Consider the following 14649-nt stretch of genomic DNA (forward strand, 5'->3'; position numbering starts at 1 on the left):
AAGTCAGCTTGCTCAAGCCATCGTTCAAGGTCCGCATCTGGGAACTCCGCGTCCACGAACGCGCCAAGGGGACGACGTACGAAGTCCGCTGGAAGGTCGGCGGCAATCCGTGCTCGAAGACCTACAAGACCAAGGGGCTTGCGGACAACAGGCGTGCCGAACTCTTGAAGTTCATCCAGGACGGCACGGCCTTTGACGAGATCAGCGGGTTGCCGATGCCCGAGGCCCGCGCCTTGGACGACGTCACTTGGTACACACACGCTCGCGACTACATCGAGATGAAATGGGACGCCTCACCGGCCAAAACGCGGACGACGTTGGCGGATGCGCTCGCGACCGCGACGCCCGTTCTGGTGGCCCACGGCCGGCGCAAGCCGACGCCGGAGGCGCTTCGGCTCGCGCTCTATGGGTGGGCGTTCAACGTGAATCGCTGGGATGAGGAAGCGCCGCCGGAGGTGGTGGACACGCTCCGGTGGGTCAAGAAGCACGCGCTCCCGATGAGCGCGCTGGATGACGCCATCGTGATGCGGAAGGTGTTGTCCGCGTTCGGAAAGCGGCTCGACGGCGACGCGGCGGCCCCTTCCACCGTGCAGCGCAAGCGGGCCATCTTCCACAACGCCCTGGGCTTCGCTGTGGAGACCCGCCGTCTGACCGCCAACCCGCTCGGAACGGTCCAGTGGACCGCGCCCAAGGTCTCCGAGCAGGTCGAGCCGGAGAACGTGGTCAACCCGCGCCAAGCCGATGTGCTGCTCGATGCCGTGTACGCCGAGAGCGCCCGCGGTCGGCACCTGGCCGCATTCTTCGGCTGCATGTACCACGCTGGGATGCGCCCGGCCGAGGTCGTGTGGCTGATGCGGAAGGACTGCGTGCTGCCCAAGCGCGGGTGGGGCGTGCTGAAGCTGCGCGAGTCGCGTCCTCGGGTGGGGTCGGCCTGGACCGACGACCGGAAGTCGCACGACAAGCGCTCGCTGAAGGGGCGCGCGAGGAAGGCGACACGCCCGGTGCCGATCCCGCCGGAGCTTGTGGCGATGCTCCGGTGGCACATGTACGTCCACGGCACGGCGCCGGACGGGCGGCTGTTCCGCACCGCCCGCGGTGGCATGGTCCAGGAGAGCGGGTACGGCGAGGTGTGGCGACGTGCCCGCGTGGCCGCGCTCAGCGCCGAACAGGTGGAATCCGCCCTCGCCAAGCGGCCCTACGACCTACGGCACGCCTGCGTGTCGCTGTGGCTGAATTCCGGTGTTGACCCGACGGAGGTGGCCCGCCGCGCCGGGCACAGCGTGAACGTGTTGCTGCGCGTCTACGCCAAGTGCCTGCCGGGCGTCGCCGAGCAGGCGAACCGCAAGATCTCGGAGGCCATGAGGCAGTGGCGGGCCGACGGCTCGTGACGTGGTCGGGGTGCCGGCGCGGGCCTGCGTCCGCCCTGGATCCGTTCCACGCATGTTCCTCACCGGCTGATCCACACCCGAGATTTGGTGGGACAAGGTGAGACAAGCCACGCTTTTCGAGCATCGGCCTGTTTTCTCGAACGAAGAAGGCCCCCGGCCAGCGTTTCCGCTGGTCAGGGGCCTTCTTGGTGGTGTGGCGGGTGTTGGGTTCGAACCAACGTAGGCGTACACCGGCAGATTTACAGTCTGCTCCCTTTGGCCACTCGGGCAACCCGCCTTGTGCGTCTTTCGGCGCGACGGGGACAACAATAGCGGACCACCCCGGGTGCTTCGCCACTCGGTATCGGTTCGGGTGGGGGCGGGTGCGGTCGGGGTCGGGGTTGTGGGGGACGCTCTAGGCTGGAGGGGTTGCCTTCCCTCCCTGTCAGATCCCACAGAAAGCGATTCCGAGCCTTGGCTGACTCCTCTTTCGACATCGTGTCCAAGGTCGACCGTCAGGAGGTCGACAACGCGCTGAACCAGACCTCGAAGGAGATCGCGCAGCGGTTCGACTTCAAGAACGTCGGCGCGCACATCGGCTGGACCGGCGAGCAGATCGAGATGCGCGCCAACTCCGAGGAGCGCGTGAACGCGATCCTCGACGTGTTCCAGGGCAAGCTGATCAAGCGCAGCATCTCGCTCAAGTCGCTCGACGCCGGTGAGCCGAAGGCGTCCGGCAAGGAGTACAAGATCTTCGCGTCGATCCAGGAGGGCATCTCCCAGGAGAACGCGAAGAAGGTCTCCAAGATCATCCGCGACGAGGGCCCCAAGGGCGTCAAGGCGCAGATCCAGGGCGACGAGCTGCGTGTGTCGTCGAAGAACCGGGACGACCTCCAGGAGGTCATCGCGCTGCTCAAGGGCAAGGACCTGGAGTTCGCGCTCCAGTTCGTGAACTACCGCTAGTCGCGGTCGTCGCCGCGCGGCGGCGCGGTGGCGATGGCCCGGCGTGGTCCGGGACGAAGGGCACGACGAGGGTCCGGGGAGGGGTCGCCTGCCGGCGGCCCCGCTCGCGGTTCCGGCCGTGCCCTTCGTGCGTGTCGGCGGCGGTGTGCCCGCGCCGCTAGGGCGCCGCCGCCTTGGGCCCGGTCGTGGTTCGGGTGGTCAGGACCTCGGTCAGGTGGGTGGGGACCCGGTCTTCTTCGAGGCGGCCCGTGAAGCCCGCATGGAGGACTCGGAGGGCCTCCTCGTATGCGAAGGGGGCCAGGTCCGCGCCCGTGGCCAGGTGTTCCTGGGCGATCGCGAACATCGTCAGCGCGTGGCGGCGGAACCTCGCGACGCGGCCCGTCGGCGGCACCGGCCAGCGGGCGATCACCGTGCGGTAGGTGTCCTCGTACTGGCTCAGCCACGCGACCCGGGCCGCCATACCGCCCGCCAGGCTCGCGTCGGCCGGTTCCCGGTGGTACACCACCCCCGGCTCGGACAACCGGGTGAACGACCACCCCCGGTCGTGCACCAGGCGCAGCCACAACGACCAGTCGACCAGGATCGGCAACTCCGGGTCGAAGCGGAACCACGACGCGGGCGCGGTGTGCGCCGGGTTGCGGGCGACCACGGACGTGGTCGGGACGAAGTTGGCCACCGAGAGCATGTCCGGGTCGTACGGGAAGTCGTAGCGGTACGGGCTGCCCGCCGGGATCTCACCCGGCACCGCGCGCGCCCCGCTCAGCACGCAGTCGGCGTACACGGCGTCCGTCCCGGAGTGCTCCAGCGCGGCCAGGGCCCGGTCGAGGTGGCCCGGCAGGTACAGGTCGTCGTCGTCCAGGAAGGCGACGAAGCGGCCGGTGGCGATCTCCAGGCCCGCGTTGCGCGCCGCGGCCGGCCCCCGCGAGCGCGGGAACGACAACAGCCGCACGGTCATCCCGCGCACCCCGAGCGGCAGCACCCCCGCCACGTCCGCGCCGCCGTCGTTGATCACCACCACCTCGATGCCGCGGATGCCCTGGAGGGCCACGCTGCGCAGGGCGTCGGCCAGTTGGACCGTGCGATCCCGGGTGGGAACGATGACACTGACCGTCGCCGCCACGGCAACCTCCGCGCTTCCCGAGATGGGATCTACAGGGCTTACCGGTGGATATCGCCACACCGGTGTCTCGACCCATATCGACACACCGGATGCGCGACTACAGCAATCGGGTGCCCGTCTCCCTCGTACGAGACCTCCCGATTGGCCTGTCCGGGCTCAGACGCCGACGTGCATCGGGTCGCTCGTCGAGACGATCTCGCGGCCCAGCGGGGTGAGCGAGACCGGGATCAGCTTGAAGTTGGCCAGACCCAACGGGATGCCGATGATCGTGATGCACAGGAGCACCCCGGTGACCAGGTGCCCCAGCGCCAGCCACCAGCCGAACAGCACGATCCACAGGATGTTGCCGAGCATCGACCCTGCCCCGGCGTCTCGACGCCACTCCACTCGCCGCCCGAACGGCCACAGCGCGTACGCCGCGATCCGCCAGGCCGCGATGCCGAGCGGGATGGTCACCACAAGGAAGAAGAGCAGGAAGCAGACGAGGCCGGCGACCGCGTAGCCGATCGCGAGCCAGAAGCCGGCGAAGACGAGCCAGATGACGTTCAGGACAGTTTTCACGGGGTTGTTTCTACCCCGCCCCGGCCCGCCATGCCGTCCCCCACAAGGCTGACGGAGGACAACACGCGCGGCCCGACCCCTCGACCCCGCCTCTGTCCGCCCCTCACCGCCCCGCCATCTGCTCCAGCCGCGCGATCCGGTCCGCCATCGGCGGGTGGGTCGAGAACAGCTTGCTCATCCCGCCCGCGCCCCGCCGGAACGGGTTGGCGATCATCAGCGAGCTGGTGGTCTGCAACTTCGGCTCCGGCGGCAGCGGCAGCGCCTGGGTGCCCGCGTCCAGCTTGCGCAGCGCGCTCGCCAGCGCCAGCGGGTCGCCGGTGAGCCGGGCCCCGGAGGCGTCCGCCTGGTATTCACGCGATCGACTGACGGCCAACTGGATGACACTGGCCGCCAGCGGCCCCAGGATCATGATGGCCAGCATGCCGAACAGGCCGGGACCCTCGTCGTCGTTGCTGCGGCCGAACGGGATCAGCCAGGCGAAGTTGACCAGGAACATGATCACGCTGGCCAGCGCACCGGCCACGGACGAGATCAGGATGTCCCGGTTGTACACGTGCGACAGTTCGTGCCCGATCACCCCGCGCAGCTCCCGCGCGTCCAGGATGCGCAGGATGCCGGTCGTACAACACACCGCCGCGTTGCGCGGGTTGCGGCCGGTGGCGAACGCGTTCGGCGCCTCGGTGGGCGAGATGTACAGGCGCGGCATCGGCTGGCGCGCGTCGTTGGAGAGTTCGCGCACGATCCGGTACAGCTCGGGGTTCTCCGCCTCGCTGACCGGACGCGCCCGCATCGAGCGCAGCGCGATCTTGTCGCTGTTGAAGTAGGCGTAGCCGTTCGTCGCGAGCGCCACGAACAGGGCGATGATCAACCCGGTGCGGCCGAAGAAGCTGCCGACGACCAGGATGAGCGCCGACATCCCACCGAGCAGTACGGCGGTCTTCAGTCCGTTGTGCTGGCCGTGCACGGCAGAGTCCTCTCGAAGCGTCAGCGTCCAGGGGTGACAATGCGGGCCCGTGCGGGGTATCCGCCGGCTTGTCGCCCTCTGCCCGTTGTCTCTTCTTTCGCAACGGGACAACGCCACGCAGAGTTCCCTTCCGAGGCCGGCGTAACCCCCCGCCTCGGGACGGAACCGCAGGTCAGCCGAGCAGCCCCGGCACGGTGAGCACCCGCAGGACCAGCTGCGGCGCGACCGAGAGCAGCACCCCGAGCGCCCCCGTGAGCACGAGCGCGGCGACCAGCGGAAGCGGCATCGGGGCCGTCCCGGTACGCACCCCGGCCGCCCCCTCCGAACCCGCGACCGGCGGCATCCCCGGCGCCTCGACCGCGAACAGTTGCGCCGTCCACGCCAGGTAGTAGTACAGGCCGATCACCACGTTGACCGCCATCACCACGGCCAGCCATCCGGTGCCGGCCCCGATCACCGCCTGGAACACCGTCACCTTCGCGAACAGCCCGGCCAGACCCGGCGGGATACCGGCCAGGCACAGCAGGAAGAACGCCATCGCGAGCGCCGCGACCGGATGCGCGCGGAACAGGCCGCGATGGTCGGCGACCAGCCCGCCCCGCTCGCGCGCGACCAGCGTCACCACGGCGAACGCGCCCAGGTTCATCACCGCGTACACCGCCAGGTACGCCACCGCCGCGGGCAGCGTGTCGGCCAGGTCCTCGCCGTGCCCGGCGGCCGTGCCGAACGGCACCAGCACATAGCCCGACTGGGCGATCGAGGACCACGCGAGCAGCCGTACCGCGTCGGTCTGGCGCAGCGCGGCCACGTTGCCCGCGGTCATCGTCACCGCGGCGAGCACCGCGAGCGCCGGCCCCCACAGGTGCGCGTACGGGCGGAACGCGATGCCGGCCACGAGCAGCAGCCCGGCGAAGCCCGCGGTCTTCGAGACCACCGACAGGTACGCGGCGACCGGGATCGGCGCACCGCGATAGGTGTCCGGCGCCCAGGCGTGGAACGGCACCGCCGCGACCTTGAAGGCGAACCCGATCATGGTCAGCACCGCGCCGGTCGCGGCCACGTGGGTGAGCTTCGGATCGAGCCGGTCCAGCTCGCCCGCGATCCGGGCCAGATGCACGCTGCCGGTGCTCCCGTACACCAGGCTCACCCCGAACAGCAGCACCGCGGTGGCGCCGGCCGAGAGCAGGAAGAACTTCAGCGCCGCCTCGCCGCCCCGACCGTCCCGGCGCAGCCCGACCAGCGCGAACGCGGGCAGCGACAACGTCTCCAGCGCGACCACCAGGGTGAGCAGATCGCGGGCACCGGCCAGCGCCACCGCGCCGGTCACCGAGGACAGCAGCAGAAAGTGGTACTCACCGCCCGGCACCTCCGAAGAGTCGCCCGCCCCGTCGGCGCCGTCCGCCCGCACCATCGGCATCGACAACAGCACCACCACGACCGCCGAGCCGAGCAGGACCAGCTGTAGCACCAGCGTCAGATCGGTGACCACGTACGAACAGCCCGACGGCGAGCAGAACGTCCCGCGCGCGTCGTCCCCGTCCGCCCGCAGCGGCACCAACAGCACCAGGCCCGCGCCGAGCCCGGCCAGCGTCAGCCAGGGCAACACCGCCTTGCGCGCACCCTCCAGGAACAGGTCCGCGAGCAGCACCACGAGCGCGGCGACCGCGACCGCAAGCACCGGCGAGATCGCGAGCCAGTCGATCGACTGGACGTCGAACGGCATGTCAGCTGCCTCCCATGAGGGCACGCACGGCCGGGTCGGTGATCGCGAGCAGGGTGGCCGGCCACAGCCCGGCGACCAGCGTCAGCGCGACGAGCGGGGTCCACACCACGAGTTCCGGACCGGTCACGTCCACCCCGGCGGCCGGCTCGCCGCCCGCCGGTCCCATGCAAAGCCGCCGGACCAGGCCGAGCAGATAGGCCGCGGTCAGCACCGTGCCCAGGCCGGCGATCGCCAGGAAGGTCCGGTAGCCGCCGACGGACAACCCGGCGCCCGGCTCGTACGCGCCGTACATCGCCAACAGCTCGCCCCAGAAGCCGGCCAGCCCCGGCAGCCCGAGCCCGGCCACCGCGCCGAACGCGACCAGCGCGCCCAGCCGGGGCGTACGCCCGTACATCCCGCCGCCCAGCCGGCCGAGCAGCGCCGTGCCGTGCCGGTCCTTGACCGCGCCCGCCAGAAAGAACAGCAGGCCGGTGACCAGCCCGTGGCCGATGTTGACGAACAGCGCGCCGTTGACGCCCTGCGGGGTGAGCGTGGCGATGCCAAGCAGCGCGAAGCCCATGTGGCCCACCGACGAGTAGGCGATGATGCGCTTCAGGTCCCCGTCCGGGTCGCGCAGCAACGCCAGGCACACCAGCGACCCGTACACGATGCCGACCACGCCGAACGCGGCCAGATACGGCGCGAACGTCTCGGCACCCTCCGGCACCACCGGCACCGCGATCCGGATCAGGCCGTACGTGCCCATCTTGAGCAGGACGCCCGCCAAAAGGACCGAGCCCGCCGTCGGCGCGGCGGTGTGCGCGTCGGGCAGCCAGGTGTGCAGCGGCCACATCGGCACCTTGACCGCCAGGCCCAGGCCGATCGCCAGGAACGCGAGCACCTGTACGCCGTGCGACATGCCCTCGCCGTGCCGGTCGGCGAGTTCGACCATGTCGAAGGTGCCGGTCTTCGCCTGGATGAGCAGGAAGCCGAGCAACATCACGGCCGAGCCGAGCAGCGTGTACAGGATGAACTTGTACGACGCGGGGCCGCGCTCGCCCGGACTCCCCCACCGATTGATCAGGAAGTACATCGGCACCAGTACGACCTCGAAGAACAGGAAGAACAGGATCAGGTCGAGGGCCGCGAAGGTACCGAGGGTGCCGGTCTCGAGGACCAGGAACAGCGCGACGAAGGCCCGCGAGGAGCCGCCCGGCGGAATGTTCCACAGGCTGTGGACGGCGACCAGCAGGGTCAGCAGCGCGGTGAGCACGAGCAGCGGCAGCGAGATGCCGTCGATGCCGAGGTGGAACCGCAACCCGAGCGAGGGCGCCCAGGACACGTCCGTCTCGAACCGCATCCCCCGCCCGCGCCGGAACGCGCAGGCCAGTGCGACGGCGCCGGCCAGGGTGGCCGCGGTGGCGCCGACGCCGATCAGCCGGGCCGCCCGATCACCGACCCCGGGCAGCAGGAGCAGGGCGGCACCGAGCAGCGGCGCGGCCACGACGAGGATCAGCACGACGCTCACCGCGGGGTCTCCTGGGCGTGAAGGGGCGTCGGGGGAAACGACCGGGGGCGGATCACGAGCCCACCGCCACCGCGAGGGCGAGCACGACCACGCCGGCGAACAGGCCGGTCAGATACAGCCGGGTGTTGCCGTTCTGGCCGCGGCGGATCCCGCCGCCGAGCAGCCACGCGCTCTGCGCCGCGCCCTTGACGTAGGTGTCGATCACGGCCCCGTCGGTGAACCGGGCGGCCTTGGCGCCCGCTCGGACGGGGGTGCGCACCAACGCCGCGTACAGCCCGTCCACATCGAACCCGCGCAGCGCCGGGCCGCGCACCGGACCGAGCACCCGGGCCGGGTCGGCGGCCGGATCGCGCCGCCACGCCGCGGCGACCGTACCCGCGCCCAGGACCAGCGCGACCAGCGCCAATCCCGTGGTCAGCGGATGCGGCGTCAGCTCGTCGTAGCCGAGTTCGCCGCCCAGTGAGGGCAGCCCGGGGAAGGCCAGGAAGCCGAACAGCACGGTGGGCACGGCGAGGACCACCAGCGGCCACACCATCGCGCCCGGGGCCTCGCCGCGACCCATCCCGGGTTCGCCGTAGTCCGCCGCGTCCGCGTGCGCCGGCACCTCCGCACCGGGCGCCGCCTCGCGCGTCGGCCCGAGGAACACCCGCAGCCAGACCCGGGTCGCGTAGGCCGCCGTCAACGCGGCCGTCAACAGCCCCGCCACCAGCACCAGCCAACCGGCGACAGCGGGCACCGAGTCGTGCCCGGCGGCGGTGTGCTCGGCCGCGCCGAGCACCGCCTCCTTGCTGAAGAAGCCGGAGAACGGCGGCACGCCGGCGAGTGCGGCCAGACCCGCCGTCATGGTCCAGAACGCGATCGGCGCGCGCCGGCGCAGGCCGCCCATGCCGGCCAGCGCGCCGGTCCCGGCCACGTGGATCAGCACGCCCGCGCCGAGGAAGAGCAGCGCCTTGAACGCGCCGTGCGCGAGCAGGTGGAACACCGCCGCGTCCCGCCCGCCGACCGCCAGGCCGCCGGTCATGTAGGCGAGTTGGCCGACCGTGGACCACGCGAGCACCCGCTTCAGGTCCTCCTGGGCGAGCGCGGCGAGCGCCGAGCCGATCATCGTCACCGCGGCCATGACGGCGAGCACGATCAGCGTCGGGTGCGCGGCCAGGAACGCCGGGTAGAGCCGGGCCACCAGGTAGGCGCCCGCGGCGACCATCGTGGCGGCGTGGATCAGCGCGGACACCGGAGTGGGGCCGGCCATCGCGTCGGGCAGCCAGGTCTGCAGCGGCACCTGGGCCGACTTGCCCGCGACGCCGCCCAGCATCAGCAGGGTGCCGGCGGTGACCCAGCCGGCGCCGCCCTCGGGCACCGCCGCGAGCACGTCGCGGATCCGGAACGAGTCGGCGCCGGCGGCCAGGACCAGGATGCCGATCAGGAACGGCACGTCGCCCAGCTTGGTGACCACGAACGCCTTGATCGAGGCCGAGCGGGCCGCCTCCGTCTCCCAGTGGTGGCCGATCAGGAAGTAGGAGCAGACGCCCATCACCTCCCAGCCGACGAGCAGCACGATCAGGTCGCCGGTGTAGACCACGAGCAACATCGCCGCAGTGAACAGCGAGACCAGCGCGGCGTAGGAGGAGTAGCGCGGGTCCGCGCGCAGATAGGCCGCCGAGTAGACCTGCACGAGCAGCGCGACCACCGTGACGAGCACCGCGGACAGCGCGGCGAGACCGTCCACGCGCAGCCCGAGGGTGATGTCGAGGGCGCCGGTGGGGGTCAACCGCACCGCCGACTCGCGCACGTCGTCCCCGATGCCGGCGGCTACCACGATCGTGAGCACGGTCGCGGCCAGGCCGGCGGGTACGGCGATCAGGACCGCGCGCACCCGGCGCCCGAGCAGCAGCCCGAACAGGGCCGCGAGCGCGGGCAGTGCGGTGGCCGTCGCGGCGGCGACCGTCATACCGATCCCTCCTTGTGCTCGGCCAGCTCGCGCAGGTCGGGGATGTCGGCGGTGGCCCGGTTGCGGAACACCATCAGCACGATCGCCAGGCCCAGGCCGATCTCGGCGGCGGCGATGGTGATCACGAACAGGGTCAGCGCCTGTCCGGCGTGCAGCGTGTCGCGCAGGTACATGTCGAACGCGACCAGGTTGACGTTGACCGCGTTGAGCATCAGCTCGATCGACATCAGCACGAGAATCGCGTTGCGGCGCGCAAGCACCCCGTACAGCCCGATGCCGAACAGCAGGACGGCCAGGACGAGCGGATAGACCAGATGCATCGGGTCAGTCCTTCCGATCCGAGCGCGCGCGGGCCCGGGAGCGGGAGAGCACGACGGCGCCGATCAACGCGGCCAGGAGCAGCACGGACAACACCTCGAACGGCAACACCCACACCTTGAACAGGCTCTCCCCGGTGACCTTCGTGGTGCCCACGGTGTCGTCGCCCAGGTGGAGGTAGGCGCTCCGGAACGCGTCCACGATCACGGTGACCAGGGTCGCGGCGGCGCCGAGCGCGACTGCGGCGGCCGGGATCCGGGCGGTGCGGTCGACCGGTTCCGAGTAGCCGATCGGCGCCTTGGTGAGCATCAGCCCGAACAGCAGCAGCACCACGACCGCGCCGACGTAGATCAGCACCTGGACCCAGGCGATGAACTCGGCGGTGAGCAGCAGGTACTCGGCGGCCAGACCGCCGAGGGTGACCACCAGCCACAGCGCGGCGTGCACGACCTGACGGGTGGTCACCACGAGCAGCGCGGAGCCGAGCACCACCAGGCCGATCAGCACGAACGCGATCTCCGCGCCGGTGGGCGAGAGGAATCCGTGCTCGGTGGCGGCGAGATTCACGGTGTCTCCTCCGCGTCCGACGCGGCGGCCCGGGCCGCCGCCGCGGCCTTCTCCGCCTTCTCCACGGCCTTGCGGGCCTGGGTCAGCTCCTTGGGGTCCTCGGCGCGCTCGTCGAGGGCGGGCGGCGGCGGGACCGTCCACATCCACTCGCGCAGCCGGTCCTTCTCGTGCGTGAGTTCGTGGATGTCGCCCGTCGCGTACTCGAACTCGGGTGACCAGAACAGCGCGTCGAACGGGCACACCTCGACGCAGATCCCGCAGTACATGCACAGTGCGAAGTCGATCGCGAAGCGGTCGAGCACGTTGCGGGTGCGGTCGCGCGCGCCGGGTTCACGGGCGGGCACGACCTCCTTGTGCGAGTCGATGTAGATGCACCAGTCGGGGCATTCGCGCGCGCACAACATGCAGACCGTGCAGTTCTCCTCGAACAGCGCGATCACCCCGCGCGAGCGGGGCGGCAGTTCGGGGAGCACCTCCGGATAGGACTGGGTGGTGCTGCGTCGGGTGAGCGTCTTGAGGGTCACCGCGAGGCCCTTGGCCAGGCCCTTCATCAGGTCGCCACCTTTACCACGCCGGTCAGGACGAGTTGGCCGAGCGCGAGCGGGACGAGCGTCGTCCAGGCCAGCTTCTGCAGCTGGTCCTCGCGCAGCCGCGGGTAGCTGACCCGCAGCCAGATCACCACGAACGCGAGCACGCCGATCTTGAGCAGGGTCCACAACCAGCCGACCGAGTCCGACCACGGCCCGTGCCAGCCGCCGAGGAAGAGCACGGTGGTCAGCGCGCAGACGACCAGGATCCCGGCGTACTCGGAGAGCAGGAAGAACGCGAAGCGCAGGCCGGTGTACTCGGTGTAGGCGCCGAAGATGATCTCCGAGTCGGCGACCGGCATGTCGAACGGCGGGCGCTGGATCTCGGCGAGACCGGCGGTGAAGAACACCACGCCGCCGATCGCCTGCCAGGGCAACCACCACCACTCGAAGCCCTCGACGATCCCGGGCAGCGACACGGTGCCGGCGGCCATCGCGACCGAGGCGGCGGCGAGCAGCATGGGCAGCTCGTACGCCATCAGCTGGGCCGCCGCGCGGATGCCGCCGAGCAGCGAGTACTTGTTGGCCGACGCCCAGCCGCCCATCAGCGAGCCGAGCACGCCGACGCCCATCACCGCGAGCACGAACACGATGCCGGCGTCGATGGTGCGGCCGACGAACCCGTTCGGGCCGATCGGGATGGCGATCAGCACCACGAAGTAGGGGATCAGCGCGACGGCCGGCGCGAGTTTGAAGACCCGGCGGTCGGCGCCGGCCGGGACGATGTCCTCCTTCTGGGCGAACTTGACGCCGTCGGCGACCAGTTGTGCCCAGCCGTGGAAGGCGCCGGCGTAGATCGGGCCGACCCGGGCCTGCATGTGCGCCATCACCTTGTGCTCGGTCTGACCGATCACCAGGGGCAGCACGAGGAAGGCCCCGAGCACGAGAACGAGCCGGAGGCACACGTCGAGGAGACTCACGGGGTGTCCCCTTCGGCGGGCTCGGCGGGCTTCGCGGGTTCGGCCGGCTCGGCGGGTTCGGCCGGCTCGGCGGGCTTGCCCGGCTCGGCGGGCTCGGCGGGCTCGGCCGGCTCGGCGGGCTCGGCCGGCTCCGCGGCGGGCGGCGTCGGGGGCGGCTGCGCCGCCGGCGGCGTCTGGCTCGCCGACCCCTGGGACGCGCTGCGGGTGCGCCGCGCCGGGGGCGTGCCCTCCGCCGCCTGGCTCGCCGATCCCGCCGAGGCACTGCGGGTCCGGCGCGGCGGCGCGCCCGTGCCCTCCGTCGTCCCCGTCCCGGCCTGGCTCGCCGACCCCGCCGACGCGCCGCGGGCGCGGCGTGGGCGCTCCTCGGCGGCGGCCACGGCCTCGGCCGCCGCCTCCTCCTTGTGCGGACCCCACGTTGCCGGGTCCGGCACACCCGGCGGCAGCGTGCGCCGCCGGCCCGGCGAGCGCCCCGGCCCGCCGCCGTGGTCGGACTCGCCCGGCTCCTTGGCCCCCGGCCAGGGCTTGGCCACCCGCGCGGCCAGGACGAACTCCTTGCGCAGCGGATGCCCCTCGAACCCGTCCGGCAACAACAGCGGATCCAGGCCGGGGTGCCCGGTGAAATCGATCCCGAACATCTCGTGCGTCTCTCGCTCGTGCCAGCGGGCCCCCGCGTACACCCCGGTCGCGCTCGCCAGCACCGCGCCCTCGCGCGGCACGCGGGTACGCAGCAGCAGCCGGGGCCCGCGCGGGATCGCGCACACGTGGGCGACCACGCCGAACCCGTCCGCGAGTTCGTCCACCCCGGTGAGCCAGTCGAAGAACGCACAACCGAGCCGATCGCGCGCCGCGGTCAGCGCGTCGACCCAGTGCTCGGGCGCGACGTCGAGCGTGACGAGCCCGTAGGCGTCCGACACGGCGAGCACCAACTCCTCGCCCACCCCGGCGCGGATCTCCTCCGGGGTCATCCGGCACCCCCGGCCGGCGGCGTGGGCGGCGCGACCGGCGGCCGACTCAACGCGGCGGCGGGCAGCGTACGCCCGTACCGCGCGGCCGGGTTCTCCACCGCGATCCGCTCCTGGAGCTTGAGGATGCCCTGGAGCAGCGCCTCCGGCCGCGGCGGGCAGCCCGGCACGTACACGTCGACCGGCACGATCTGGTCCACGCCCTTGGTGACGCAGTACGAATCCCAGTACGGCCCACCACAGTTGGCGCACGACCCGAACGAGATGACGTACTTGGGCTCGGGCATCTGCTCGTACAGCCGCTTGATCGCGGGCGCCATCTTGTCGCTGACCGTGCCCGACACGACCATCAGGTCGGCCTGGCGCGGTCCGGGCGCGAACGGGATCACGCCGAGGCGGATGAAGTCGTGCCTGGCCATCGACGACGCGATGAACTCGATCGCGCAGCAGGCCAGGCCGAAGTTGAACACCCAGAGGGAGTAGCGCCGCCCCCAGTTGAGCACCAACCGCACCGGGTCGGGCGCCAGCCGGGAGAGCACCCCGAGCCGGGGTGTCGGCAGATCGACCGGCGGTCGATCCGCGGGAGCGGGTGTCACGTCCATGCGAGCACGCCCTTCCGCCACGCGTACAGCAGTCCGGTGGCCAGGAAGCCGACGAACACGAACATCTCCACCAGGGTCGTGGCGCCGAAGCCGGGCGCGTCGAAGACCGTCGCCCAGGGGAACAGGTAGATCGCGTCGACCGCGAAGATGACGTAGAGATAGGCGTAGAGGTAGTAGCGGATGTGCACCTGCGCCCAGCCCACCCCCACGGGATCGACACCGCACTCGTACGTGGTCAGCTTCTCGTGCGTGGGTACGCTCGGTCGCAGCAGTCGCCCGCCGACGAACGCCACCGCGACGAAGGCGGACGCGACCAGCAGCACCAGACCCACGAGCGCGTACGTTCCGTAGTAGCCCTCCACCCGGCGCCTGCCTCCCGATCGACATTGCCTCGACGTTGCGTGGACGTTGCGTATCTTTGTGGCACGGGAGTCTAGGGGGGTTGCGCCGGACCTGTCCCCGGTGTCCGGTCCGGTCGACCCCGCCGGACCGGTGACATCCGCCCCGGCCCCAGGTGGTAGGGACAACCCCACCCCCAAG

Annotated in this window: 15 protein-coding genes and 1 tRNA gene; 2 read left to right on the plus strand and 14 right to left on the minus strand. The window is 71.3% G+C overall.

Annotated features, from left to right (window positions below):
• Positions 1-8 precede the first annotated feature (8 nt).
• The gene (locus tag ACFXKZ_RS33605; RefSeq protein WP_380005510.1) at positions 9-1388 is read left to right on the plus strand and encodes a tyrosine-type recombinase/integrase; all 1380 of its coding nucleotides are present in this window, start codon (positions 9-11) and stop codon (positions 1386-1388) included.
• A 194-nt stretch (positions 1389-1582) separates the two neighbouring features.
• Here the strand turns inward: ACFXKZ_RS33605 and ACFXKZ_RS33610 are convergent.
• Positions 1583-1665 (minus strand) — tRNA-Tyr (locus ACFXKZ_RS33610).
• A gap of 176 nt (positions 1666-1841) precedes the next feature.
• Between ACFXKZ_RS33610 and ACFXKZ_RS33615 the strand changes: the two genes are divergently transcribed.
• A complete protein-coding gene (locus tag ACFXKZ_RS33615) occupies positions 1842-2330 on the plus strand; it encodes a YajQ family cyclic di-GMP-binding protein (protein WP_078975776.1) in 489 nt (162 codons plus the stop codon).
• Between the two features lie 157 nt (positions 2331-2487).
• Here the strand turns inward: ACFXKZ_RS33615 and ACFXKZ_RS33620 are convergent, their stop codons facing one another.
• The 13 genes from ACFXKZ_RS33620 to ACFXKZ_RS33680 all read right to left on the minus strand — a co-directional run bounded on the left by ACFXKZ_RS33620 (position 2488) and on the right by ACFXKZ_RS33680 (position 14471).
• Positions 2488-3450, minus strand: coding sequence for a glycosyltransferase family 2 protein (locus ACFXKZ_RS33620; RefSeq protein ID WP_380005513.1), 963 nt, complete (start codon positions 3448-3450; stop codon positions 2488-2490).
• Between the two features lie 156 nt (positions 3451-3606).
• Positions 3607-4011, minus strand: a complete 405-nt coding sequence (locus ACFXKZ_RS33625; protein WP_380005515.1) for a YccF domain-containing protein — start codon at positions 4009-4011, stop codon at positions 3607-3609.
• 103 nt (positions 4012-4114) lie between these two features.
• Positions 4115-4975: a zinc metalloprotease HtpX gene (htpX, locus tag ACFXKZ_RS33630; RefSeq protein ID WP_380005517.1), complete on the minus strand. Its 861-nt coding sequence runs from the start codon at positions 4973-4975 to the stop codon at positions 4115-4117.
• A 172-nt stretch (positions 4976-5147) separates the two neighbouring features.
• Positions 5148-6698 (minus strand): NADH-quinone oxidoreductase subunit N, encoded by a 1551-nt coding sequence (locus tag ACFXKZ_RS33635; RefSeq protein ID WP_380005519.1) that lies wholly within the window; start codon positions 6696-6698, stop codon positions 5148-5150.
• Position 6699: 1 nt separating this feature from the next.
• Positions 6700-8205, minus strand: coding sequence for a NuoM family protein (locus tag ACFXKZ_RS33640; RefSeq protein WP_380005521.1), 1506 nt, complete (start codon positions 8203-8205; stop codon positions 6700-6702).
• 52 nt (positions 8206-8257) lie between these two features.
• On the minus strand, positions 8258-10159 hold the full coding sequence (locus ACFXKZ_RS33645; protein ID WP_380005596.1) for an NADH-quinone oxidoreductase subunit L: 1902 nt from the start codon (positions 10157-10159) through the stop codon (positions 8258-8260).
• A complete protein-coding gene (gene nuoK, locus ACFXKZ_RS33650; RefSeq protein WP_078975783.1) occupies positions 10150-10473 on the minus strand; it encodes an NADH-quinone oxidoreductase subunit NuoK in 324 nt (107 codons plus the stop codon). Before nuoK ends, ACFXKZ_RS33645 begins: the two co-directional genes overlap by 10 nt.
• Positions 10474-10477: 4 nt before the next feature.
• The gene (locus tag ACFXKZ_RS33655; protein ID WP_380005523.1) at positions 10478-11038 is read right to left on the minus strand and encodes an NADH-quinone oxidoreductase subunit J; all 561 of its coding nucleotides are present in this window, start codon (positions 11036-11038) and stop codon (positions 10478-10480) included.
• On the minus strand, positions 11035-11589 hold the full coding sequence (locus ACFXKZ_RS33660) for a NuoI/complex I 23 kDa subunit family protein (protein WP_380005525.1): 555 nt from the start codon (positions 11587-11589) through the stop codon (positions 11035-11037). The genes ACFXKZ_RS33655 and ACFXKZ_RS33660 overlap by 4 nt, the downstream gene beginning before the upstream one ends.
• Positions 11589-12545, minus strand: a complete 957-nt coding sequence (locus tag ACFXKZ_RS33665) for an NADH-quinone oxidoreductase subunit H (RefSeq protein ID WP_380005527.1) — start codon at positions 12543-12545, stop codon at positions 11589-11591. Before ACFXKZ_RS33665 ends, ACFXKZ_RS33660 begins: the two co-directional genes overlap by 1 nt.
• Positions 12542-13510 (minus strand): NADH-quinone oxidoreductase subunit C, encoded by a 969-nt coding sequence (locus ACFXKZ_RS33670; RefSeq protein WP_380005529.1) that lies wholly within the window; start codon positions 13508-13510, stop codon positions 12542-12544. Before ACFXKZ_RS33670 ends, ACFXKZ_RS33665 begins: the two co-directional genes overlap by 4 nt.
• The gene (locus ACFXKZ_RS33675; protein WP_380005531.1) at positions 13507-14109 is read right to left on the minus strand and encodes an NADH-quinone oxidoreductase subunit B; all 603 of its coding nucleotides are present in this window, start codon (positions 14107-14109) and stop codon (positions 13507-13509) included. The genes ACFXKZ_RS33670 and ACFXKZ_RS33675 overlap by 4 nt, the downstream gene beginning before the upstream one ends.
• Complete coding sequence (locus ACFXKZ_RS33680) at positions 14100-14471, minus strand: NADH-quinone oxidoreductase subunit A (RefSeq protein ID WP_078975789.1); 372 nt, start codon at positions 14469-14471, stop codon at positions 14100-14102. The genes ACFXKZ_RS33675 and ACFXKZ_RS33680 overlap by 10 nt, the downstream gene beginning before the upstream one ends.
• Positions 14472-14649 lie beyond the last annotated feature (178 nt).

This window comes from Embleya sp. NPDC059237, assembly GCF_042754105.1.
Classification (GTDB): Bacteria; Actinomycetota; Actinomycetes; order Streptomycetales; family Streptomycetaceae; genus Embleya.

Coding starts and splice junctions, on each gene's coding strand:
- ACFXKZ_RS33660 (WP_380005525.1), bottom strand. CDS start 11,589: ATGAAGGGCCTGGCCAAGGGCCTCGCGGTGACCCTCAAGACGCTCACC.
- ACFXKZ_RS33635 (WP_380005519.1), bottom strand. CDS start 6,698: ATGCCGTTCGACGTCCAGTCGATCGACTGGCTCGCGATCTCGCCGGTG.
- nuoK (WP_078975783.1), bottom strand. CDS start 10,473: ATGCATCTGGTCTATCCGCTCGTCCTGGCCGTCCTGCTGTTCGGCATC.
- ACFXKZ_RS33670 (WP_380005529.1), bottom strand. CDS start 13,510: ATGACCCCGGAGGAGATCCGCGCCGGGGTGGGCGAGGAGTTGGTGCTC.
- ACFXKZ_RS33675 (WP_380005531.1), bottom strand. CDS start 14,109: ATGGACGTGACACCCGCTCCCGCGGATCGACCGCCGGTCGATCTGCCG.